General features: G+C 42.5%; 21 protein-coding genes. 20 read left to right on the top strand and 1 reads right to left on the bottom strand.

Features of this window, described 5'->3' with window-relative positions; translation table 11 throughout:
* Positions 1-573 precede the first annotated feature (573 nt).
* Entirely contained in the window at positions 574-1,455 is an 882-nt protein-coding gene (locus EUBREC_RS12780) for a LysR family transcriptional regulator (RefSeq protein ID WP_012743602.1), read from the top strand.
* On the opposite strand, the gene EUBREC_RS12775 is transcribed toward EUBREC_RS12780, so the two are convergent.
* Positions 1,452-2,333: a LysR family transcriptional regulator gene (locus EUBREC_RS12775; RefSeq protein WP_012743601.1), complete on the bottom strand. Its 882-nt coding sequence runs from the start codon at positions 2,331-2,333 to the stop codon at positions 1,452-1,454. The genes EUBREC_RS12780 and EUBREC_RS12775 overlap by 4 nt on opposite strands.
* A 261-nt stretch (positions 2,334-2,594) precedes the next feature.
* Here EUBREC_RS12775 and EUBREC_RS12770 point away from each other — a divergent pair, with 261 nt between their 5' ends.
* The 19 genes from EUBREC_RS12770 to EUBREC_RS12670 all read left to right on the top strand — a co-directional run bounded on the left by EUBREC_RS12770 (position 2,595) and on the right by EUBREC_RS12670 (position 25,563).
* Positions 2,595-3,473 carry a shikimate dehydrogenase gene (locus tag EUBREC_RS12770; protein ID WP_012743600.1) on the top strand — a complete coding sequence of 293 codons (879 nt, stop codon included), beginning with the start codon at positions 2,595-2,597 and terminating at the stop codon, positions 3,471-3,473.
* A gap of 58 nt (positions 3,474-3,531) precedes the next feature.
* The gene (locus tag EUBREC_RS12765) at positions 3,532-4,743 is read left to right on the top strand and encodes an MFS transporter (RefSeq protein ID WP_012743599.1); all 1,212 of its coding nucleotides are present in this window, start codon (positions 3,532-3,534) and stop codon (positions 4,741-4,743) included.
* Positions 4,744-4,804: 61 nt separating this feature from the next.
* Positions 4,805-5,566, top strand: coding sequence for a type I 3-dehydroquinate dehydratase (aroD, locus tag EUBREC_RS12760; RefSeq protein ID WP_012743598.1), 762 nt, complete (start codon positions 4,805-4,807; stop codon positions 5,564-5,566).
* A gap of 676 nt (positions 5,567-6,242) precedes the next feature.
* Positions 6,243-6,860, top strand: a complete 618-nt coding sequence (locus EUBREC_RS12750; protein WP_012743596.1) for a TRAP transporter small permease — start codon at positions 6,243-6,245, stop codon at positions 6,858-6,860.
* Positions 6,861-8,150: a TRAP transporter large permease gene (locus EUBREC_RS12745; RefSeq protein ID WP_012743595.1), complete on the top strand. Its 1,290-nt coding sequence runs from the start codon at positions 6,861-6,863 to the stop codon at positions 8,148-8,150.
* Between the two features lie 205 nt (positions 8,151-8,355).
* Positions 8,356-9,357, top strand: a complete 1,002-nt coding sequence (locus EUBREC_RS12740; protein WP_041254211.1) for a TRAP transporter substrate-binding protein — start codon at positions 8,356-8,358, stop codon at positions 9,355-9,357.
* 188 nt (positions 9,358-9,545) lie between these two features.
* On the top strand, positions 9,546-10,349 hold the full coding sequence (locus EUBREC_RS12735; RefSeq protein WP_012743593.1) for a shikimate kinase: 804 nt from the start codon (positions 9,546-9,548) through the stop codon (positions 10,347-10,349).
* A 175-nt stretch (positions 10,350-10,524) separates the two neighbouring features.
* On the top strand, positions 10,525-11,532 hold the full coding sequence (gene bsh / locus EUBREC_RS12730) for a choloylglycine hydrolase (RefSeq protein WP_012743592.1): 1,008 nt from the start codon (positions 10,525-10,527) through the stop codon (positions 11,530-11,532).
* The gene (locus tag EUBREC_RS12725) at positions 11,520-12,260 is read left to right on the top strand and encodes a DNA alkylation repair protein (protein WP_012743591.1); all 741 of its coding nucleotides are present in this window, start codon (positions 11,520-11,522) and stop codon (positions 12,258-12,260) included. Before bsh ends, EUBREC_RS12725 begins: the two co-directional genes overlap by 13 nt.
* 19 nt (positions 12,261-12,279) lie before the next feature.
* Positions 12,280-12,942 carry an NUDIX hydrolase gene (locus EUBREC_RS12720; RefSeq protein WP_012743590.1) on the top strand — a complete coding sequence of 221 codons (663 nt, stop codon included), beginning with the start codon at positions 12,280-12,282 and terminating at the stop codon, positions 12,940-12,942.
* Positions 12,943-13,237: 295 nt separating this feature from the next.
* Complete coding sequence (locus EUBREC_RS12715) at positions 13,238-15,067, top strand: ABC transporter ATP-binding protein (protein ID WP_041254209.1); 1,830 nt, start codon at positions 13,238-13,240, stop codon at positions 15,065-15,067.
* Between the two features lie 69 nt (positions 15,068-15,136).
* Positions 15,137-16,897: an ABC transporter ATP-binding protein gene (locus EUBREC_RS12710; RefSeq protein ID WP_012743588.1), complete on the top strand. Its 1,761-nt coding sequence runs from the start codon at positions 15,137-15,139 to the stop codon at positions 16,895-16,897.
* Between the two features lie 103 nt (positions 16,898-17,000).
* Positions 17,001-17,630, top strand: coding sequence for a 4'-phosphopantetheinyl transferase family protein (locus tag EUBREC_RS12705; protein ID WP_012743587.1), 630 nt, complete (start codon positions 17,001-17,003; stop codon positions 17,628-17,630).
* A gap of 718 nt (positions 17,631-18,348) precedes the next feature.
* A complete protein-coding gene (locus EUBREC_RS12695; RefSeq protein ID WP_041254662.1) occupies positions 18,349-19,263 on the top strand; it encodes a hypothetical protein in 915 nt (304 codons plus the stop codon).
* Positions 19,264-19,743 carry a DUF2975 domain-containing protein gene (locus tag EUBREC_RS12690; RefSeq protein ID WP_012743583.1) on the top strand — a complete coding sequence of 160 codons (480 nt, stop codon included), beginning with the start codon at positions 19,264-19,266 and terminating at the stop codon, positions 19,741-19,743.
* Between the two features lie 37 nt (positions 19,744-19,780).
* Entirely contained in the window at positions 19,781-20,023 is a 243-nt protein-coding gene (locus EUBREC_RS12685; RefSeq protein WP_012743582.1) for a helix-turn-helix domain-containing protein, read from the top strand.
* 62 nt (positions 20,024-20,085) lie between these two features.
* Complete coding sequence (locus EUBREC_RS12680; RefSeq protein ID WP_012743581.1) at positions 20,086-21,519, top strand: NAD(P)/FAD-dependent oxidoreductase; 1,434 nt, start codon at positions 20,086-20,088, stop codon at positions 21,517-21,519.
* 326 nt (positions 21,520-21,845) lie between these two features.
* The gene (eno, locus tag EUBREC_RS12675; protein ID WP_015568345.1) at positions 21,846-23,147 is read left to right on the top strand and encodes a phosphopyruvate hydratase; all 1,302 of its coding nucleotides are present in this window, start codon (positions 21,846-21,848) and stop codon (positions 23,145-23,147) included.
* Positions 23,148-23,484: 337 nt separating this feature from the next.
* Entirely contained in the window at positions 23,485-25,563 is a 2,079-nt protein-coding gene (locus EUBREC_RS12670; protein ID WP_012743579.1) for a DUF4153 domain-containing protein, read from the top strand.
* Positions 25,564-25,617: the final 54 nt, after the last annotated feature.

Here is a 25,617-nt window from a genome sequence, read left to right as displayed (position 1 = left end):
AAACTGCTAACCGGGTGGGCACACGGTAGTGTAAATTGCTCTCATTACATTATAGTTTTGTTTCATTAAACTGATTGTCAATATTTATTATCAAAGGCTGTGATATACAAAGTATGTGATTTTTTTAACAATCAAAAAGTGCAATGCACTCTTGTTACATTCAAGGTACAGCAAAAATGTATAAATGTCCAATGCATCTTTTATACGAAATCTATAGTTTTTGTCTATCAAATGGTGTATATTATTTCTAGACTTTGTTGTGAGCATTCGCCGGAGGTCCGCTTGCCCTGCGCTGCACACCGGTGGTATATGCTCTCATAATTCCTTAGTCTAGTGGGAGTAAATGCCGCCTCAAACAGAGTTTATTAGGCGCGAAAAATCAAACGCGCTTTTTACTTTATTGGTATACTAAAGGCTGTGTTGCTTGAACGAGTATTTTCCGCGCCACTTTTGCTTGAGGCGGCATATAACTCCCACACGACACGTCATAAATCGAGCATATACCACCGGTGTGCAGCGCAGGGCAAGCGGACCTCCGGCGAATAAATATATTAAATACATAGGGGGTGTACTATGAATCTGAGTCAATTGCAGTACTTCAAGGTACTGGCGCAGGAAGAACATTATACGAGGGCGGCACAGATGCTGTCGATTACGCAGCCGTCTTTAAGCCATGCAATCTCACAGCTGGAGCAGGAGCTTGGCACGCGTTTGTTTGAGAAAAAGGGAAGAAATGTCGTGCTGACCAGATATGGGAAGATGTTTCTGCCGTATGTTGAGGAATCATTAAAGGTGCTTAATGAGGGTGTGCAGCGCATTCAGGAGGTCAATGGCAGCAGGCATGGAATTATACATCTGGCATATATATATACGATGGGAAGTGAGTTCGCGCCAAAGCTGGTGCGTAAATTTCTCGATGCATACCCGGATTATGATATAGAATTTCATTTTACGGTTGGAACAACCGGAGAGATTATAGATGGACTAAAGGATGACAAATATGACATAGTTTTCTCTTCTTATAAGGATGGGGAACAGGATATAGATTTTAAGAAGATCGCGAATCAGAAGCTTGTGCTTGCAGTGCCCATGGACCATCCGCTTTCCATAAAGGACAGTGTGGATTTGCGCGATACAATAGAGTATCCGCAGATTTATTTTGAGAAGGGCAGCGGTCTGCGTCCGGTCATTGATCAGATGTTTGAGGAGATAGGACAGTTTCCGAAGGTAGCCTTCGAGATGGAGGAGGATTCGAGTATGGCGGGTCTCGTGGCGCAGGGCTTTGGAATAGCTGTGATGCCTGATATTCCAATACTTCGGTCACTTTCTGTAAAGACGCTTGATATATACAATCCTCCTTATGAGAGAGCGGTGTATCTGGCAACGCTTAAGCAGAGATATTTATCACCGGTTGCGAAGGCATTTATCAGGTTTGTGATCGAGGAGACTGCCTAGCTGCAGCTTTCCCGCACAAACTCTATGAAGCGCTTGATAGCCGGAAGCTGGTATTTGCCTGTCATGTAGCCCATGTATACAGTGTGTGAGAATGACTCATGCGAAACGAGGTGGCGTATGCAGATGTCATCGCGGTGAATTGCATCGACATCTGCGACAAGCGCAATGCCAAAGCCCTGCGCCACGAGGGAGGCGATGCCGTTCTCATCGGGTGACTCACATATGAAGTTTGGCGATACATCATGCTTCTTGAAAAAGCTTCTGGTGTACTTGCCAAGGCCTGAGTGTCTGGCATAGCCGAGCACAGGATAGTCAGCGAAATCAGTGGCTTCCATGGTATCCTTAAGTGTCAGTGGGTGGCCGGGAGGCAGTATGGCAACTATTTCCTGCCTTATAATAGGAACAAAATCAATACCATTTTCATCTGGCGAGTATGAACCGAAAATTATGTCATACCTGCCTTTTTTTAATCCCTCAATATTCACAGAGGTGATGTCCTGAAAGAAATTGAACGTGATATTTTTATTTTCCTTTTCGGTGAGGAAAGAGCGCACGATAGTTGGGATAAACACCTTTGCAAGAGGTGATACGTAGGCGATATCGATGTGACCGCCGTCGGTTGCAATCTGGTGCATTTTGCTCTCGGCTCTCTTTACATCGTCCAGAATAGTAGACACGTGTTCTAAAAAAATCTCCCCGGCCTTGGTCAGTATTACATTCCTGCCTCTCTTTTCAAATAAAGTGACGCCAAGCTCGTCCTCTAAAGCAGCTATCGAACGGCTGAGGCTTGGCTCTGTGATATTCATTTTTTCGGCAGCCTGATTGAAGTGTTCCAGAACTGCCGCTTGGTAAAAATAACTTAATTGATTGAGTGTCATGTATAAATCTCCGTAAAATAATAGATACAGTCTATGAATTACAAATATTATAGCCTAAATTTGTGCATATTATAACATGATTAGTACAGTAATGCTATTAAAAAATAACAAAATAAGCATTGGAAGTACCAAAAATAATGCGTTATAATATCATTATCAAAGGTTGTTAAGTTTTTAACGAAGTGGGCATCGTTGAAAACATAGCTAAGTAAAATACGAATAATCAATATTATCACATTTAAAAATGAAGGAGATTTAATCATGGCAGAGAGAATCACAGGACACACAGAACTCATCGGACTTATGGCTTACCCAATCAGACATTCAAGCTCACCGGCAATGCACAATGAGGCATTTGCATATCTTGGACTTGACTACGCTTATCTGGCATTTGAGGTTGATAACAACACTCTCGAGGATGCGGTTAAGGGAATCAGAGCATTAAAGCTTGTAGGCTCTAATGTATCAATGCCAAACAAGACAGTTGTAGGACAGTACTTAGACAAGCTTTCACCTGCAGCAGAGCTTTGCGGAGCTGTAAATACAATAGTAAACGAGAACGGAGTACTCACAGGACACATCACAGACGGTATCGGCTTCATGCAGGCGCTCAAGGATAACGACATCGATGTTATCGGAAAGAAGATGACAATCGCAGGAGCAGGCGGAGCTGCTACAGCTATCGAGATTCAGGCAGCACTTGACGGTGTCAAGGAAATCTCAATCTTCAATATCCATGACAAGTTCTGGGCAAACGCTGAAGAGACAGTTAGAAAGATCAACGAGAAGACAGACTGCAAGGCTACTCTTTACGACCTTGATGACAAGGAGAAGTTAAGAGAAGAGATGGCTGATTCCTACATCTTCGTAAACGGAACAGGTGTTGGCATGAAGCCACTCGAGGGAATGTCTGTAGTACCTGACAAATCATTCTTCCGTCCTGAGCTTATCGTAATTGACGTACCTTACTCTCCACTTGAGACAAAGATGCGTTCTATGGCAAAAGAGGTGGGCTGCAAGACAATGAACGGTCTTGGAATGATGCTTTTCCAGGGAGCAGCAGCCTTCAAGCTCTGGACAGGAAAAGATATGCCAATCGAGCATATGAAGGAAGTATTAAACATCAGATATGATGATTAATCAGACACAGAAATTAAATCACATTGAATTATTTTGACAGAAATTAAGGAGAACACTGATGAATAAAAAATATTTACCTAGCGCATTAATCCTTTACTTAAACTACTTTATACACGGAGTGGGCTGCTCTATCCTCGGACAGGCAGTCATCAAGGAGGCTCTCGCGGCTTCATGGGGAGTGCAGGTTATGGCTATTACAGCTATTTCAGCAGCCCTGGGACTTGGACGTCTTATCGCACTTCCGTTTGCAGGACCTTTATCAGATAAGCTCGGACGCCGTATCTCAACAGCAATCGGAAGCGGCTCTTATGCTATCTACCTGATCGGACTTGCCCTTGCATTCAATGCAGGAACACATGGTGGATACCAGATTGCTTATATCTGTGCTATCATTGGCGGTATTGCGAACTCATTCCTTGATACAGGAATTTACCCTGCAGTATCAGAAATCATCTACAAAGCACCGGGTGTTGCGACAATGGGAATCAAATTCTTCATCGCTATCGCACAGATGCTTTTACCATTCGTACTTGGTATGACAGTTGCTACAACAGCAGCAGGACTTACATCATACAACACACTGTTCTTCGGATGTGGAATCATCTACATTGTACTTTTAGTATTAGTAATGATCTTCCCGCTTCCTGATAGCGATGCAAAGGCAGAGGGAAAGAAAGAAGGACTTATCGCAAGCTTAAAGCACACACATTTTTCTGTTGAGTCAATCGCAATGATTATCATTGGATTTACATGTACAGGAACCTTCCAGTTATGGCTCAACTGTGCACAGAACTTTGCAAAAGAGAACGTAGGCTGGGCTGATCCGTCAGTTATGCAGTCATACTACTCAGCAGGAACCATGATAGCTCTTATCGTAACTGCACTTTTAACAAGAAAAATCAAGGACGTCAGATTTATCCTTGTTTACCCTGTAATCTGCCTTGCAACAATGGTAGTAGTGTTAGTCGGACAGACAAAGCCACTCATGATCGCAGGTGCATTCATCATCGGATGGGCAGGAGCAGGCGGACTTTTACAGATCGTAACATCTGTATGCAACATGCTCTTCCCTAAGATCAAGGGAACAGTAACAGCGCTTGTAATGATCGCTTCATCACTTTGTAACTACACAATCCTTACAGCAGCATCAAAGATGCAGCCATCACAGGTTATGGTAATGAACATCGTGCTCACAGCAATCGGCGTGGTACTTGGATTATTCGTAAACCTGCGCTATACTAAGATGGTAGAGCTGTCTAAAGAGGATTAATACGTTACATTATACTGGGGAGTATAATTATCATACAGTTAAAGTAAGAAAGGAAAAAATCATGAACACCATTAAGGTTAGAGATATTGAAATCGGTGCAGGCGCACCTAAAATCATCGTTCCTATCGTAGGCGTTACAAAAGACGACATCATCGCAGAGGCAAAGACATTTGACTCTATCCCTGTTGATATGGTTGAGTGGCGTGTTGACTGGTTCGAGAATGTATTCGAGTTTGACAAGGTTGAGGAGGTATTAAAGGAGCTTCGTGATGCTCTCGGAAATATTCCAATCCTTATGACATTCCGTACTTCAAAAGAGGGCGGAGAGAAAGCAATCGAGCCTGAGGCTTATGCCAGGCTTAATGTCAAGGCTGCACAGACAGGATACGTTGATTTTGTAGATGTAGAGATTTTTACAGGCGATGAGATTGTAAAGAAAATCATCGACGGCGTACATGCTGCAGGTGCAAGAGTTATCGCTTCAAACCATGATTTCTTCAAGACTCCTGCACAGTCTGATATTGTTTACAGACTTCGCAAGATGCAGGATATGGGAGCTGATATCCCTAAGATTGCAGTTATGCCACAGAATAAGCGAGACGTACTCACACTTCTTTCAGCTACAGAGGAAATGGTTACAGATTACGCTGACAGACCAATCATCACAATGTCAATGGCAGGCACAGGTGTTATAAGCCGTCTCTGCGGTGAGGTATTCGGATCTTCAATGACATTCGGTGCCGCAAAGAAAGCATCTGCACCCGGACAGATGGGAGTAGAGGATCTGTCTACGGTACTTGGATTACTTCATAAGAGCATGTAATTGATTGTGCATTAAGTAAAAGCCTGTTGCATGTAAAAAGTGCAATAGGCTTTTTATTAAAATATCTAAAATTTACATATTCTTGTAGGAAAATTAATTTGAGTTTTACACCATTATATTATACTTAGCATGTATTATAATCTGAAAACGTATATGGAAGATTAGATATGCACAGATAGCAGAGATGGGAAGTAGATAGTAATGATTGTTATAACTCTTCAGCAGTTTTTTGTATTATTATGGATTTTTTGCATAACTAAAGTTATATTACATGGTTTTAGAATCAATATTATAGGAATATCCATAAATAGATATTTTTATGAGTATAACTTAGATGATAAAAATGTGATTAAAGAATATCATAGAGGAAGGTGTGTCAGATCCCTTATTATTTTAATTCTTGATACAATAACATTGGTAATATCACATAAGTATAGTATAGAGCTGGCTACTGGATTTATGATAATATCAATTATAACATCTATAATAATTAAATATATTAAAGATAAAGAATAGTATTTCTAAGATTATAATACAGATATTTGTACACCTTAATAGATAGTATGGTTAAGGTGTTTTATATAGGAAAGATTAAAGAATTTTGGTATATAATAAGTAGAAAAACGTAAATAGTTTGCTAAAATAAAAACATATTTCCGAAGGAAGGGTATATTACATGAAGAAGATTTTACATTATCTGGATGAATATCTTGAAGAATTTTTAATGGTCATTTTCCTGATTGCGATGACTCTTATCATGGGTATTCAGGTGTTTTCAAGATATATTCTTGGCATGTCGCTTTCATGGTCTGAGGAAATCACAAGATACCTGTTTATCTGGTCGGCATTTTTGAGTGTCAGCCTTTGTACACGTAAATGCATATCCATAAAGATAGACCAGTTTATACAGCTTTTTCCACGAAGAGGAAAATCAATCTGGAAGGTATTAAATCTGACAGTTGAGTTTGTGTTTTTCGTATATCTGATACCGTATTCATTCATATATCTGAAAAATACAATAGAAAGCGGTCAGGTAAGTCCTGCCTGCGGTATCCCTATGTACTATGTGCAGGCTGCACCGTTTGTATGTTTTATAATCACGGCTTTCCGCATCGCGCAGAGATGGTTTGGCGAGTGGAAAATTGTCCTGAAAAAAGATGAAAAGCCTCTTGAGGAGGGCAGTATTGCCTCGGTTATAGAGGAAGCCGTTGTCGAAGATACTTACCGCGAGAAAGAGCTTGTGGAGGATATTGAAGCAATTCATAGTAAAGCTGAAAAGAGAAAGGAGAAATAGATGTCAGCAGCAGTAGTTTTTATATTATTTGTGATATGTCTGGTCATTGCTATTCCGGTATCTATTTCCCTGGGAATAGTGGCAGTGCTGCCGGGCGCGTTTGACTCATCTTTTACAGCCAGTGCCAGCTATGTTATCCGCTCTATGCTCGGTGGTATAGACAGCTTCCCGCTTTTAGCGGTGCCTATGTTTGTGCTTGCGGGAATCGTCATGGCACACGGCAAAATCTCACAAAAATTGTTTGATGTTTTTGTGTATTTTATAGGAAAAAGAACCGCAGGAATCCCATGTGCGGTTATCATCACCTGCTTGTTCTATGGAGCGATTTCCGGCTCTGCGCCTGCAACTGTTGCGGCTGTCGGAAGTATGACCATTCCGCTTCTTATGGAGCTGGGCTACAAAAAGGATTTTTCAACGGCAATTGTTGCGGTTGCGGGAGGACTCGGAGTCATCATACCGCCAAGCATACCTTTTATCATGTATGCGATGGCAACCGGTGAGTCGGTCAGTGATCTCTTTCTTGCAGGAATCATTCCGGGACTTTTGATAGGGGCGCTTCTTATGTTTTATGCATATTATCACTGTAAGCGCTATGGAGAGGACAAGGAAAAGATAAATGCAAAGGTCTCTGAGCTTAGAAGTAAGGGGCTTTTTAGCATATTGAAGGACAGTATATGGGCACTTTTAAGTCCGGTTATAGTACTTGGATGCATTTACGCCGGTATAGCTTCGCCTACAGAGGCTGCGGTGATTTCAGTATTTTATGCGCTTTTTGTAAGTCTTTTTATTTACAAATCCATAAAGGTAAAAGAGATATGGGGCATCATGGTGGAGGCGATGAAGACATACGCACCTATATTGTTTATACTTGCCGCATCGACCGCGTTTTCACGCGTGCTCACACTCATGCAGGTGCCACAGACAGTCAGCGCATGGATACTAGCACATTTTGCAAATGAGATAGTGCTTCTTATTGTGATAAATGTGTTCCTGCTCATTGTTGGAATGGTTATGGATACCACACCGGCTATACTTATTTTAAGCCCAATTCTGCTTCCTATCGTGCAGAGCATCGGAATGAACCCGATCCACTTTGGTGTGGTCATGATCGTAAACCTTGCAATCGGATTTGTTACACCGCCTATAGGAGTAAATCTGTTTGTGGCAAGCTCACTGACGGATGTTCCGGTCATGCGGATAGCAAAGAAGGCGGCGCCTATGATAGGATATTTCCTGCTGGCACTTCTGCTGCTTACATTTATTCCGGTAATCAGTCTGTGCTTATTATAGAGAAATATTAACTATTCGGTACAGAAATATGTAATAACAGGTATAAGCAGATTTAATGATGATTGTAGGATATTTAGGCACACAGTTGTAATTGGAGAAAAATATGAGTAGATTTGGCTTGTTTTTATGTAAAAAAGCTGGTAAATATAATAAACCGCGTAAATCGTATAGCAAATATAGATTGTGGCGAAGAGCAGCCGCCGTCATGATGATACTTTCGCTTACAGCAGGACTTGCCGCGTGCGGTGGCTCTGCTGGTGAAGGCTCGCAGGCTGCAGCTAAGGCTGCCGGGGTACAGCGTTACGCATGGCCTCTCGGCAGTTCAAGTCCTGAGGACACCGTGACACAGATATATGCAGAGAAATTTGCCGATGAAGTGGACAGATTAAGCGATGGCAAGATGAAAATCAGTGTGTATCCAAACAGTGTACTGGGCGGAGACAGAGAGCTTCTCGAGTCATGCAAGGATGGAGATATACCTTTTGTAGTGCAGAACACTGCGCCCCAGGTAACTTTCATGAAGGATACTGCAGTATTTGATATGCCGGCACTCTTTGACAGCATTGATGAGGTGCGTGAGCATGTGGACAATCCAAGGTTTATGAAGCTCATGCAGCAGGTCTACAATGACGGCGGCTACGAGCTTTTGGGATATGCAGACCAGGGATTCCGTGTTATGACAACAAACAAAAAGATAGAAAGCCTTGCTGATTTTAAGGGTCAGAAAATCCGTACAATGGAAAACTCTTATCATATGGCATACTGGAAGGCGCTCGGAGCAAGCCCGACACCTATGACTTTCTCGGAGGTGTATATCGGCTTACAGCAGGGCACCATAGATGCGCAGGAAAACCCATACGAGGTAATCGTATCCAATAAGCTCTATGAGCAGCAGGATTATGTAGTGGAGACAAATCATCTGCCACATCTGATATCGCTCATAGTAAGCGAGGAGTTCATGAAAGGACTGACAGATGAGCAGCAGCAGATTATCCGTGAGGCAGCCGAGACAGCGAAACAGTACGCCAGAGAGCAGTCTGACGAGCGTATTGCCTCAAAGATAAAGACTATCGAGGACAGTGGCACACAAATCATCACTTTAAGCGATGAAGTGCATGAGCAGATTCGCAAGGAGTGTCAGCCGATATATGAATCGATTGAGAAAAATGTGTCGTCTGATATTGTGGATGCATATCTGACACAATAACACTTTAAAGCATTAAAATATTTTGCTTGATAAATTGGTAAAGTCTTGTTATACTATGACTAAGAAATTTGTGGTTATCAAAAATGCGAAATACTATAACGTGAAGTTATAATAATTATAATTTGACGATATTTAGATTAAATATCAAAATCCAATATGAAAACCACACATAAGTAAGGAGACACACCATGGACAAAATCGAGGAAATCCGCGCAAAGATTGGAGAATGTGACGATATAATAATTAAGCAGCTTGCGGTCAGAATGTCACACATTCAGGAGATTATATCATATAAGAAGGCAACAGGAATCCCAATCTTACAGCCGGAGCAGGAGAAAAAGCAGACAGATGCACTTGCGGCAAAGCTTGGCGACAATGAATTTGAGGAAGAGATACTTGATATTTTCAAGTATATCATGAAGAACAGCCGTCGTATCCAGGCAAAGAGCCTTTTCGATTACAATATCTTCCTGATCGGTTTCATGGGGGCAGGAAAAAGCACTGTAGCAGGAGAATTAAAGGATAAGCTCGAGATGGACCGTGTCGAGATGGATCAGATGATTGTTGAGAATCGTGGCATGTCAATCTCAGAAATATTTGATGAGTTCGGTGAGGCATATTTCAGAAACTTAGAGAGCAACACACTTATAGAGCTTCAGAAGAGAAAGCAGACCATCGTTTCCTGTGGTGGTGGTGTTGTCATGAGAGAGGAAAACGCAGATCATATGAAGAAAAACGGCCGTGTAGTTCTTCTTACAGCAAAGCCTGAGACTATCTACGAGCGAGTAAAGGATAGTGACGAGCGCCCTATACTAAACGGCAACATGAATGTTGAGTATATCAGTGGCCTTATGGAAAAGCGAAAGGAGCGCTATGAGGCAGTGGCAGATGTAACAGTTGCTACAGATGGCAAGAATGTTACACAGATATGCGAGGAAATCATTGCAAAGCTTATCGCACTTGATAATGAGCAGGACAATAAACAGGCATAATACAGGAATAGCACAGCACTTATTAAGGCAGCAGCCGGATATCAGACCGGCTGTTGCTTTTTGTTCAAATACTTCAGGGGCGTGTGGCTTGAAATAATTGCAAATATGATGTATAGTACTCTACAATTTAAGGGATACTGATTAAGTATGGCAGCATAACAAGGAGGTCATAATTATGTGTACAGCAGCAGTTTATAAAACAAAGGATTTCTATTTTGGAAGAACACTCGACTACGAATTTTCATATGGAGATGAGATTGCGGTAACACCGCGAAACTATGTGTTTAATTTCAGGCATTCGGGAAAGCTTGAAAACCATTATGCAATCATTGGAATGGCACATGTGGCAGGTGACTATCCTCTTTACTATGATGCTATAAATGAAAAGGGGCTCGGTATGGCAGGACTGAATTTCGTGGGAAATGCAGCGTATGCGGCAGCAGACGAAAACAGCTCATGCGAGAATGGCACATGCGGCATTGCAAAGACAAAGGTGGCACAGTTTGAGTTTATACCGTGGATACTGTCACTATGCGCTACGGTAGCGGATGCAAAGGAAAAATTAAATCGTATTTTACTGGTAGATACACCATTTAGCAGTCAGCTTCCGGTTGCACAGCTTCACTGGATTATAGCCGACAAAAATGAGTGCATTGTGGTGGAGTCGATGGCAGACGGTATGCATGTTTACGACAATCCGGTAGGTGTGCTCACAAACAATCCGCCATTCCCATATCAGATGGCTGCACTCAATAATTACAGAGGCTTATCTACAAAGCAGCCTGAAAATACATTTGCACCGGGAGTGGAGCTTAGTGCATACAGCCGCGGAATGGGAGGACTGGGACTGCCGGGTGATTTATCATCGCAGTCACGCTTTGTACGTGTGGCATTCACAAAGCAAAACTCCAAATCGGATGACAGTGAGAATGCAAGTGTGAGCCAGTTCTTCCACATATTAGGCTCTGTGGACCAGCAGAGAGGTCTGTGCGAGGTGACAGAGGGCAAATATGAGATTACGCTCTACACCTCATGCTGCAACTGCGACAAGGGAATCTACTATTACACCACATATGACAATAGCCAGATCACAGCGGTAGACATGAACAGGGAGAATCTTGATGAGAAGCTGCTTATCAGATATCCTGTTATTACGGAGGGAAAGATTTGTTGGCAGAATTAGAGAATCTGTTTGCGTTGCAGGATAAAAATTACAGGGAATTTCATGCGAGGCTTATGCCCAATATTGAAAAAGAACGCATAATAGGAATAAGAGTCCCGGTGCTTAGAAAGTACGCAAAGGAGCTTGCTCATGGCAGCAGGCTCTTTTTGTCGGTTCAAAAAGAAAAACGGGTCTGTAATACAGTGAAGGAAAATGACTGTGACAATGTGGAAAAGTTTCTAAACACTCTGCCACATTACTACTATGAGGAAAATAACCTGCATATGTTTCTGATTATGCAGATGAGGGATTATGATACAGCATTGGCTTATCTGGAAGCATTTCTGCCATACATAGACAACTGGGCGACCTGCGACAGTGGTGTGCCGGCTGTGTTCAAAAAGCACAAAAATGAGCTTCTTTTGCATGTATATGAGTGGCTGGATTCGGATAAGCCCTACACCGTCAGGTATGGCATTGGCACTTTGATGCGCCTATATCTCGATGAGGATTTTGATATAAAATATGCTTTAGATGTGGCAAAAATCCGTTCCAAGGAGTATTATGTAAACATGATGAAGGCGTGGTATATCGCTACGGCACTTGCAAAGCAGTATGATGCAGTGCTGCCGATACTGAAGGAAAGGCTTATGGATAGCTGGAGTCACAACAAGGCGATACAAAAGGCGCGTGAGAGCTATCGCATCACGCCACAGCAGAAGGAGTATCTGAGCACATTAAAGGTTTAATGAAAAGAGACAAAAATTTATGAAAATAAAAAGCTTATTTGAATCGAAATTTATAAAGGTGTTTGACCTTCAGTACCAAGAGGGCAGGCATTATTATAATGCCACAAGGAGAGATGAAGAAGACCTTGTAGCCGCCAAATCCACAGAGGAGTTCAAGAAAATGCTTCCGGATGCGGTGAGCTGCGTGGTGATATGGAATCCGTCAGGTGATGACGAGAAATCAGGTCATGAGCCATGTCTGTTAATGAATCGCGAGTTCCGATATCCGACAGGCCAGTACCTGCTAAGCGTACCTGCAGGACTTATTGATCCGGAGGATTGCACCGGGGATAATGATAATACAGCGTCACTTATAAAAACCGCCATGCGTGAGCTTCATGAGGAAACAGGACTTAAAGTGACAGAAGAAGATGAGGTTTCGATAATCAATCCATGTCTTTTCAGTACACCGGGCATGACAGATGAAAGTAACGCCCTTGTAAAGATTGTACTTAACCGCGATAGCCTTAATGGAATGTCGCAGGATGGCGCAGTGGGTGGCGAGCTCTTTGACGGATTCGACCTTCTGACTAAGGCGCAGGCGAAGAAGATACTTGAGGATGGAGTGGACGAGCACGGCATATACTATTCTGTGTATACATGGGCGGCACTCACGTATTTCGTAGCAGACTTGTGGAGGTAGATAGAGAATGTAGCGTGGTTAGCCAGGAAGGCGGCCATATGCTCTCGTAGAGCGACTAGCGAAGCTGTTTAGAGTCTGTAGAATTATGCCCTGGTAACCAGAAATGCACCGGCATGGACGCCGGGGCAAGGCGTTATGTGCCATGGACGGCACATAAAAGCCGGTTTAGTCGAGCATAGAAAAACTATGAGCATAATTCGTACAGCCTCTTAACAGCGTAGCGTTAGCTCCTAGAGAGCATATGGCCGCATGCCGGGTTAACCACGCAGTGGCATTTAAAATACGGAGGAATAACATGAACGATAAAAAATACTCGCTGCGCCCATATCTGCTTGCATACAAATGGCACTATGCGATAGGCATTTTTGTGCTTCTTGCAGTAGACCTTGCAAATCTGTACATTCCGCAGTTTATTGGGGAGATAATCGACGGAATCACTGCAGGAAAGCTTGATATGGCGGGCGTGGGCGGCATTATATTTAAGATACTGATAACAGGCCTGATAATCATGGCGGGGCGCTTTGGATGGAGATATTTCATCATAGGAGCATCAAGAGGAATAGAATACAGACTGCGCGATGATATGTTTTCGCATATGGAGACACTCTCGGCGCGCTATTACAACAGCCACAAGACAGGAGATCTTATGGCATATTTCACTAACGATTTACAGGCTGTCAGGATGGGAACCGGGATGGCTGTCATCACCGTGTTTGACGCGGTAATCATGACGGTGATGGTGCTTGTCAAAATGGTTGTATACGTGGATTTTAAGCTGACATTATTTGCTTTTATTCCACTTATTTTCATTGCAATCGGCTGCTATTTTTATGGAATAGAGTCAAAGAAACGTCAGGTGAAAAGGCAGGATGCTTTCTCCTATCTTTCTGACAAGGTGCAGGAGAGCATTGCCGGTATCCGCGTGGTCAAGGCATTTGCGCAGGAGGAAGAGGACTTTAAGCAGTTTGAAAAGGCTTGCGAGAACAGCAGGGAGAAAAATCTTGCTGTGGTAAAGCTTCGCGCTGTCTTTGGCCCGACGCTGGATGCCGTAATCGGAATAAGCGTGATAGTGACACTCCTTGCAGGTGGCAGGATGGTGCTTGACGGACAGGTTTCGATAGGCCAGTTCGTGGCATTCAATTCATACATCGATATGCTTGTGTGGCCTATGATTGCGGCAGGCGACTGTATCAACACATTTTCCCAGGCGGCTGCGGCATGGGGCAGAATCCAGACTATTTTCGAGGAAAAGCCTGATATTGTCGATATGGTGCCACCGGAAAATGTAATAGAAAATGATGGCATGGCAGGCAGAAATGCAGATAATTTAGCTGAGGGTATTTATGATAAAATACAAATACATGGTGATATACAGCTTAGCCACCTCACTTTCGCATACCCTGACGGCACCAAGCCGGTGCTTTCAGACGTGAGTATACATGTGAAGCAGGGCGAGATGCTTGGTATCTTAGGACGTACCGGAAGCGGAAAATCATCACTTGCCGACCTTTTGCTTAGAGTCTATGATTGTGAAAACGGCATGATACTTTTGGATGGCCGCCCGATAACGGACTATCCGCTGGCGGTTTTACACCGTGATATCTCATATGTGCCACAGGAGAATTTCCTGTTTTCCGACACACTCGAGGAGAATATAGCATTTGGTCTTGAGGACAGGATTGCCGACAACCCGGCAATTCTTGATGCGGTAAAACAGGCTGCAAAGGATGCGTGTATACACGATAATATCATGGGCTTTCCGGATGAGTACAAGACCATGGTTGGAGAGCGCGGAGTGACACTTTCGGGAGGCCAGAAGCAGCGAAGCTCGATAGCCAGAGCACTTTTAAAGGATTCTGCAATCCTTATACTGGATGATTCACTTTCTGCTGTCGATACCGATACAGAGGAGCAGATACTTGAAAACCTCATGGAAACCAGACAGGGCAAGACAACCATAGTGATTGCCCACAGGATTTCCACACTGCAGAAGGCTGACCATGTGGCAGTGCTTTCTGACGGAAAACTGACAGAGTATGGCACTCCTGAAGAGCTGCTTGAGCTTGGCGGTTTTTACGCTGATATCAGCCATAAGCAGCAACTTGAGAGTGAGCTTGGCAGTTAAAGTGCTTGAAAAGAGTTGCTATGCAGATTTGACGATGAATAGTTACGAAATAACAGAGAAGATTATAGTATGAATTCGAGTGAAAATATAAATAAAAACGAAATGAATAAAAAAAGCTCCACAATGCGCCTCATAGCCTACATGAAGCCGTATGCCCACTGGGTGATTTTTGCCCTTCTGCTGGTGCTGGGACTGACAGCCTTTGACCTTTACAGGCCGATGCTGGTGGGAGATGCAATTGATACTTTTGGAGCAAATGGGGATTATGATGTAATAATTGCCACAGCTATCAAATATGCGGTTGTACTTGCCTTAAGCTTTGCATTCAACATCGCTCAGACCTGGATACTGCAGAAAACAGGCCAGAATATCATTCTTCAGATGAGAAAAGACCTCTACAGACATATCCAGTCTCTTGGCAGCAGGTATTTTGATATCACGCCGGTTGGAAAGCTTGTAACCCGTGTGACAAATGATGTTGAGGCTCTCAATGAGATGTATTCGGGCATTCTCGTACAGCTTTTCAGAAATATTGTAAAAATAGTGGGACTTGCAGGCGTTATGCTCGTGCTTGATGTTAGGCTTGCTGCAATATCATTTGTGCTGATGCCGCTTGTAATTGGGCTTACGGTGCTGTGCCAGAAAATTGCCAGAAATATTTACAGGCTTTACCGTACGCGCCTGACGGACATCAATACATTTTTGTCCGAGCATCTTTCGGGGATGAAAATTATACAGATATTTGGCAGGCAGGAGCGCAAGTTTGAGGAATTTCATGATAAAAATACAAAGCTCTACAAGGCTTTTTACAGGGAGATGCTCATGTATGCGGTATTCCGTCCGCTTATCTATATTCTGAGCATTTTGTCACTGATGATAGTGCTGTGGTTCGGAAGCAGAAATGTGTTTGATGAGATTATTTCGGTTGGCACTTTGTATATTTTCTCGAATTACATCAGGTCATTTTTTGACCCGATACAGGAGCTTGCAGAGCAGTTTTCAACACTGCAGTCATCAATTGCATCAGCAGAGAAGATATTTACGGTTATGGATGAGGATGAATTTATTCCTGAGGTCGAAAATCCAAAGCAGCCGGATAAAATCACCGGAAAAATTGAATTTGACCATGTCTGGTTTGCCTACGACGGCGAAAACTATGTGCTTAAGGATGTCTCATTTGTCATAAATCCGGGCGAGAAGGTGGCCTTTGTCGGTGCAACCGGAGCCGGAAAATCATCTATTTTAAATCTTATAGGCAGGTATTATGATATACAAAAGGGACATATCTACATTGATGGCATCGATATCAGACAGCTTAGCAAAAAGCAGCTTCGCAGTGCAATCGGTCAGATGCAGCAGGATGTGTTTATATTCGAGGGGGATGTGGCGTACAATATCCGCCTGAATGATGACGATATCACGGATGCGCAGGTGAAGGCGGCAGCAGAATATGTAAATGCCTCACACTTTATCGAAAAGCTCCCACAGGGCTATCACGAGCCGGTTACGGAGCGTGGTGCAACCTTCTCGGCAGGAGAGCGTCAGCTATTGTCCTTTGCAAGGACACTCGCCCACAATCCGAGCATACTGGTCATGGACGAGGCAACCGCCAACATAGATACAGAGACAGAAATTCTCATACAGGAGGCGCTTGAAAAGCTCATGGACGGCAGGACAACAATCATGGTTGCGCACCGTCTCTCCACTATCCAACATGCCGACTGCATCATGGTCATGCACAAGGGACGTATATGTGAGCGCGGTACGCACAGGGAGCTTCTGGAACAGGATGGCATATACAGGAAGCTGTATGAGCTGCAGATATCGTAGGGATAATTAGCATAAGCTGCAGATATTATATGGGTAATTTATAATACTGGTTGTATTTTGATGAAGGCAGGGGAAGGTTGGAGTTATAGAAAGGTGACTTGGGATGGTATGGAAAATAAACAATAACTGTCAGATTTTTATAGAAAAAACGGATTCCATCGCAGGCCGGCAGAAGGAGATAATTCCACATGTGTCTGCCTATTATGTGGATAAATACACAACTATTTCAGAAAAAGGTGTAAAAACAGGCAGCAACAGGTTGTGTGGCACAGCAAATCAGGAGCTTTTGGCGGGATACATGATCTTCAAATATCTGGGGATATCATCGGATGAACAGCTTGTCAGAAATGAGCATGGTAAGCCGGAAATAGCAGCAGGATATAAGAATGAGAGCGCAGCTTTTTTTAATCTGGCACACAGCGGTCCATATGTGGTGCTTGTAATATCAGACAGACCTGTTGGCGTGGACATAGAGCATACAAAGCGCATGAGCTACAAAGTGGCAAAGCGTATAATGCGAAAGGCGCAGCTTGACAGACTCGAAGGCTTTGAGAATGAATCTGATGCATTTCAGATTGAGCTTGCAAAATACTGGACACAGTATGAGGCTATAATGAAGCTTGTCGGTACAGGCTTTTCGGGGGAGCTGGATGATAGGACGATGGAGGCTTATGAAAAAAGGGTAGTGTTTCGTGAGCTAGAGGATTATGTTATTGCAGTGGTGACAAAGTAGGGATTGAAAAAATTCTTGGTTTTTGTTAGTATATAAGCATGGATTGCGTCTATATAAGTGAAGGAAACTATTTATGGAAGCACAATGATGCAGTTATATATTTTAAGGGGGATTTGCCATGAAGAAGATTCAATTATTTTTAAAGTACTTAGTTTTAATGCTATTTTTAATAGTATGGATTATTATAATGTTTTTCACTGATTGTATGAATTCGCAGTCGTTTAAGCTATATTGCATGTTTGTAGTGGGGTGTGGATGTGCATACTCAATCTGGCAGAAAACCTATGTACCGGATGCAAGGTCATATATTGCAGAAAAAGCATTAGCATTAATACTTATAGTAGTTGCTTTCATCAGATTATTATGTTTTTAATAAAAAAAGTCAAAATACGTAACAGACTTTTCTGTTGCGTATTTTTTTGTTGTTTTTTTATCCACATATGTTAGAATATAATCAAAGCAGTTTTTCTATAGCAACCTGTGCGGTCGTTGGCACATTTATTACAGATATGACTATATGTTCTGTAGATATGTGAGGCATAATAAGATGTCGTCCGGCGATAAGGGCGTGCAGGGTCTTCAATACCTTAATTATTTTTCATATTCCCTGAAATTCTTGCTTTTAAATGTTTCATTATTTTATTTAAAGCAGGATAAGAGGGCTTTTACCACACAGATATTTCCTGCTTTAGTGTTTTCAAATGAAGGAGGATTTTATATGAGTGGTAACAGAGAGTACAAAAGTGATGTTTTCAGTATGCTGATGCAGGATAAGGAAAGAGCCTTACAGCTGTATAACGCAATGAATGGGTCTAGCTATGACAATCCGGAGGATGTTGAGATGGTGATTCACGATGGCGGCATTTCACTTTCGGTCAGAAATGATGCATCGTTTATTGTGGATGCGAGATTGAGCATATATGAGCATCAGTCCACAGTTTGTCCGAATATGCCGGTGAGAAGTCTTATTTATTTCAGTGTGATATTGTCAGATATGCTCAGCGACAAGAAAAAAGGAACAAAAAAGGGCAAGAACATCTATGGCAGAAGACTGGTAAAGATACCGACACCACATTTTGTGGTATTTTACAATGGTGAGGAGGAACAGCCGGAGGTTCAGGAGCTTAAGCTGTCCGATGCGTTTGAGAAGCCGACCGATGAGCCGAATCTTGAGCTTAAATGTAAGGTGTACAATATAAACGACGGAAAGAACAAGGCTATTATGGAGTCCTGTGGCTGGCTGAATGATTATATGACATTTGTAAATAAGGTCAGAGAGTATCATGCAGACGGGGCATTTGATGATCTTGCTATAGATATTGAGAAGGCTATAGACTATTGTATTGACAATGATATTCTGAAGGAGTTTCTAAAGACTTACAGAAGTGAGGTGACGAAGAGTATGCAGTTAAATTACGAATTTGACAGGCAGCTTGAGCTTGAAAGAGCTGATGCTATCGAGGAAGGATTAGAACAAGGATTAGAACAAGGAATAGAATTGATTAACCAGCTAAATCAGATTTTATTGTCCGAAGGCAAATATGATGAATTGCAGAAAGCTTCAAAGGATAAGGAGTATCAAAAAAAGCTTCTTGCAGAGTATGGACTTCTCAATGAGAAGCAAGGTGAATAAATGAGACAAAAAGAACTCGAAAAATGGTTAAAGATAGTAATAATAGCAGTAGCACTTTGCGGATTAGTGGTTTGTGCGGTCGCCATACCATGGATAGGGCATGTGCTTATTGCGTCTGATCCACAGCTTTCTGATATGTATATACCATGGCTTGTGCTGTTTATCATCAGTGCAATTCCGTGTTATGTTATATTGTATCTGGGCTGGAGGGTAGCTGTAAATATCGGAAAAGACAGGTCGTTTTCATTAGAGAATGCAAGACATATAAAGCTGGCATCGAAAATAATTCTGTTTGATGCATTGTATTTTTTTGTTGTGAATGTCTGCATGTGGAGGATATATGTGAATCATCCGGGGGTGATACTGGCTCTTGTGTTCATAGTGTTTGCCTGTGTTGTGGCATCGGTCGTGGCGGCGGTTTTGTCACATCTTGTGGTAAAGGCCGCAGATCTGCAGGAGCAGAGTGATTTGACAATATAGCGTGTGCGCTACAGTTTTATTTGAGCGGGAGAGATACATGGAAGGCGAGATTATTTTTAACATAGACGTAATGCTTGCAAAGAGAAAGATGAGTGTTACGGAGCTGTCGCAGCGTGTGGGAATCACCATGGCAAATATATCAATTTTAAAAAACGGCAAGGCAAAGGCAATCAAGGTATCCACGCTTGCAAAGCTATGTGAAGCACTTGACTGTCAGCCGGGAGATTTGCTGGAATATAGAGATTGCTCTTGCGATAATGGAGAAAATATAGTATCATAAGTGATTGGCGTGCGCCACATTGGGCGTACAAACAGCAACGTATTATGGGAGGCGATTGATAGATGAATAATTATGATGTGATAATCATTGGAGCGGGACCGGGAGGTATCTTCGGAGCATATGAGCTTATCGAGAAGAATCCTGACTGCAAAATAGCGGTTTTTGAGGCAGGACATGAGCTTGCTAAGAGAAAATGTCCTATCGACGGAAAGAAAATAAAGAGCTGTATTTCCTGCAAGAGCTGTTCTATTATGAGCGGTTTTGGCGGAGCAGGTGCTTTTTCAGACGGAAAATATAATATCACAAATGATTTTGGCGGTACATTGTACGAGCATATCGGCAAGCAGCCGGCCATTGATCTGATGGAATATGTTGACGAGATTAATATGAAGTACGGCGGCGAGGGCACAAAGCTTTATTCTACAGCCGGCACAAAGCTCAAAAAGGTCTGCATGCAGAACAAGCTCAAGCTTTTGGATGCATCGGTCAGACATCTCGGAACTGACATAAACTATGTTGTTCTGGAAAATATGTATGCACATCTGAAGGATAAGGTGGATTTTTATTTTGATACACCTGTTGAGTCGGTAGAGGTGCTGTATGATGAGAATAAGGCAGGTGCTGATGCTTGCAGTTTACAAGAGACTCACACAGACAATGTATCCGGATATGCAGTAAAAACAGCGGATAGCACATATGAGAGCAGATACTGTATCATCTCAGTTGGAAGAAGCGGAAGCAAGTGGATGGAGAAGGTCTGCAATGACCTTGATATCCCAACCAAGTCAAACCGTGTGGATATCGGTGTGCGTGTTGAGCTTCCGGCCCTGATTTTCTCACATCTGACAGATGAGCTGTATGAGAGCAAGATTGTATACAGAACGCAGCTTTTTGAGGATAATGTGCGTACCTTCTGCATGAATCCGCATGGCATCGTGGTAAATGAAAATACAAACGGCATAGTAACAGTAAACGGACACAGCTACGAGGGAGCAGACAAGCAGACTGAAAACACGAACTTTGCTCTCCTTGTCGCGAAGCATTTTTCAGAGCCATTCAAGGATAGCAACGGATATGGTGAGAGCATCGCGCGCCTTTCAAATATGCTTGGTGGCGGTGTAATTGTACAGCGTTTTGGTGATCTTGTGAGAGGGCGTCGAAGCAATGAGAAGCGTATTGAGGAAGGACTCGTTACTCCTACACTTTCAGCTACACCGGGAGACTTAAGCCTGGTGCTTCCAAAGAGAATCCTGGACGGAATCATTGAGATGATTTACGCGCTCGACAAGATAGCACCGGGAACTGCAAATGACGATACCTTGCTTTACGGCGTAGAGGTCAAGTTCTACAACATGGAGGTAGAGCTTAACGATAAGCTTGAGAGCAAATATAAGGGACTTTACATCATCGGAGACGGAAGCGGTGTGACACATTCACTTTCACATGCGTCGGCAAGCGGCGTGTATGTTGCGCGTGAGATTGAGGCAGAGAGATAGTTGCTGTTAAAGAGGTAATATATATAAGCAATGATTGAGAATGTATAGATTTAAAATGATATGTTAGAACATAATATTTCTATAATTGGGAAATATTATCATTATGAACTATTGAAATGCTACATTAGTTAGATTAAACTAACTGTGTAGCATTTTTCTTTATTTATAAATATATGCATATGCGGCAGGCTTTCACATATGTATTTTTATGATTAAAGGGTCAAAAGGTATCATCGATGCATGCTTGCATTCAATCCTACAATCATGACATAGAGAAACTGTATTGTAGGATAAAATTGAATCAGAAAAACATAAGGAGGTTCATAATGAATTATTTAGAAATCGAAAAGGTAGTGGGTAGAGAAATACTTGATTCCAGAGGAAATCCTACAGTTGAGGCAGAGGTTTATCTGGTTGACGGAACTGTTGCAAGAGGCACAGCACCATCAGGAGCTTCAACAGGAGAGTTCGAGGCGCTTGAGCTTCGTGACGGAGACAAGAGCAGATATCTGGGCAAGGGTGTTACCGGGGCAGTAGAAAATATAAATACTGTAATCAACGACACATTGACAGGTATGGACGCAAGTGATATCTATGCAATAGATGCGGCTATGATAGAGGCAGATGGCACAAAGGACAAGTCTAAGCTTGGAGCTAATGCCATTCTTGCTGTATCAATTGCGTGTGCGAGGGCGGCAGCTGTATCACTTGATATTCCTCTCTATAGATTTTTAGGTGGTATCTCGGGAAACAGACTTCCTGTACCTATGATGAACATTGTAAACGGTGGCTGTCATGCACTCTCATCAGGACTTGACGTGCAGGAGTTTATGATTATGCCGGTAGGTGCGCCTTCCTTCAAGGAGTGTCTCAGATGGTGTGCGGAGGTATTTCATGCACTTGCAGCCATATTAAAGGAGCGCGGTCTTGCCACGTCAGTAGGTGACGAGGGTGGATTTGCACCGGCACTCAAATCTGACGAGGAGGCTATCGAGACAATTCTTGAAGCTGTAAAGAAGGCAGGCTATGAGCCGGGCAAGGATTTCAAGATTGCCATGGATGCCGCATCATCAGAGTGGAAGAGTGAAAAGGGCAAGGGCTTTTACAAGCTGCCAAAGGCCGGCACAGAGTACACCTCAGAGGAGCTTATAGAGCACTGGGCAAAGCTTTGTGACAAATATCCTATTATATCAATCGAGGATGGTCTTGATGAGGAGGACTGGGAAGGCTGGCAGAAGCTTACTGCGCGTCTTGGCGATAGGGTACAGCTTGTGGGAGATGACCTGTTCGTAACAAACACTGAGAGACTTGCAAAGGGAATAAGCCTTGGAGCAGGAAATGCAATCCTGATTAAATTAAACCAGATCGGTTCAGTATCAGAGACTCTTGAGGCTATCAAGATGGCACACAAGGCAGGCTATACAGCAATCAGCTCACACCGCTCAGGGGAGACTGCCGACACAACAATTGCAGACCTTGCGGTGGCACTCAACACATGCCAGATAAAGACAGGTGCACCTTCGCGCTCAGAGCGTGTTGCAAAGTATAACCAGCTTTTAAGAATTGAAGAGGAACTGGGAAAGAGCGCAGTTTATCCGGGAATTAAAGCGTTTAATGTGCAGCAGTAGTTTAAAATAAAACTCTATGACTGTATTCAGTCATTATCCATTGGAGTGTCTTTAGGAGAAAATAAGATAAGTAAAGTCGCAGATATCATAATATGGTATCTGCGATTTTTTGTTTTATCAGTAAGCCTTAACATTTTCAAACAACTTTTTTTACACGTCTCAGGTTACTATTTCCTCATTTTTAATGTGACATTTACCCCTTAATTGTAGCAATTAAAAGCGATTTATCGCAACACGATAAAAAAATATTGCAAAACTAAAAACTGTGTAGTACAATTAGCTTGCCGGTAAGTAAAAAATATGAGAAAATAACTACATAGATAGTAAGGAGGTAGCTATGGACAATAATAATATCGGGGGCATGAATCCCCAACAGTTTTCACAGAACACGCCACAGACTTCACAGCCACATATGGGGGTGTCGGGTATTGAACTGCAGAAGATGCAGCAGGAGGCGGAGCAAAGACGGCGTGAACAAAGCAGGAGAAACGCGGATTTCTTTGGCAGGCTATGTATACCTACGATAATATATGCGCTGCTGTACACCATTTTCCTGTATGAGAATACAGGTGGAATACTTGTTACGTTGTTTGCAATCGTCACAGGAGTATACAGCCTGTATTGTATGAAGATACTTCATATAGAGGCAAAGCCACTCACTATATGGTACAGTGTGATGATGATACTCACAGGCCTATCATCAGGCTTGACCGGTAATAAAATTATACAAGGATTTAATTTTTGTTGGATACTTGTGTTTCTTGTTTTTATGCTACTTCACAATTTCTGCAATGACAGACAGTGGGGGCTCATAAAGTATATCGCTGCGGCATTTCAGGCAGTGTTTGGAGCGATTGGATGTATAGCTGAGCCGTTTATGGATATTGCTGACTATATGAGAAATGAGCGCATGGATAGTGACAATATGGGCAGTGACAGTATGGTCGGTGACAGTGCAAATGCAACTGCCGGAGAGCGGCATGTGAAAAAACACAGAATGCTTTATGTGTTTATCGGAATAGCAATTGCATTTCCTCTGGTTGTGCTGATAGTGGTGCTGCTGTGCTCTGCTGATGCGGTTTTTGCCTCAGTAATAAAGAAAATATTTGCTGATATCAATTTCTTTACAGTGAGCAAGGTTGTATTTCTTTTTGTATTTGCGCTTTTCTCATCGTACTGTGGTATAAAGTATCTGAGCAAGAAGCGTATATCGGATGCACCGGTTGAGACTCCGGCATTTCCGGCTGCAATCGGTATCACTGTAGCTGCAACTATATCAGTGGTATATGTATTTTTCTGTTTTATACAGATTGTGTATCTGTTCGGGGGACTTATGCAGCTTCCAAGTGGCTATACCTACGCCAGGTATGCGAGAGAAGGCTTTTTCCAGCTGCTTTTCGTGTGTATACTTAATGTAATTATCGTATTGCTTGGAAGTGAATTGTTCAGAAAGAATAAAATATTAAATGCGTTTTTAATTTTAATAACTTTATGCACATATATCATGATTGCATCAAGTACATACCGTATGGGACTGTATGTGTCAGAGTACGGGCTGACAGCCACCAGGCTTTGTGTGTTCTGGGCACTTGGAGTGATAGCACTATTTATGCTCGGAGTGATTTTATCTATATGTAGGCCTGCTTTTTCGCTATTTCGGTACGGAATAATAGTAATCGGGGTATGTTATCTTGTGCTTGCATTTGCAAGGCCTGATTATCTGGTTGCAAGGTACAATACAGTATGTATGGAGGATACAGACTACAAATATCTGATGTCACTTTCCACGGATGCATCTCCGGCGCTTGCGGCAGATGCGGACTTTATGGAAAATAAGGGTATGGTCACCATGTATGCAAGACAGCTGGCAGGTGAGACAAATGACAGCTTAAGACAGCTCAATGTGTCTCATATAAAGGCTGCACATTTATTCAGAGATAGCATAGATGAGGTAAAGAGCTCACAGCTTATCCTTTTATATGTATATTCGCCTTACGATTCGGGCAGCTATAACAACAATGATACCGGTCTTGATGGCGTGGACAGCATACAGATGGGCTATCATGTGTTAAATGATACAGAAGATAATGACACAGCCTACTATGATTACGACAGTTATAGCATGGATGATACAAGAGTGGCAGCACCAGTATTTTTCAAATGGGTGGATGCAGTCGAGGTGAAGAAGATTTCCGACAGTGAGCGTATCTTCCTTGCAAAGATTCCAAGAAAGGCATTAAAAGGCAAAGATGGAGTGAATATTGAATACAGATTTAATAAAAATGGAGATGTTATATATTCATCCCAGTACAATGTGATTCTTGACAAGAAAAAAGGACTCAACGAGGTGGAGCTGTCATACTATGCCGGAACAGATGGCGTGGATGAGCCTGAGTACAATATTTATGGAAAGTAATAGTTTAAATTGTATATAATTCAAAGTTGATATGGTGAAGTTGATTAAAAACTG

This window comes from Agathobacter rectalis ATCC 33656 (assembly GCF_000020605.1).
GTDB lineage: Bacteria > Bacillota > Clostridia > Lachnospirales > Lachnospiraceae > Roseburia > Roseburia rectalis.
This window is presented reverse-complemented; position numbering and strand designations above follow the sequence as displayed.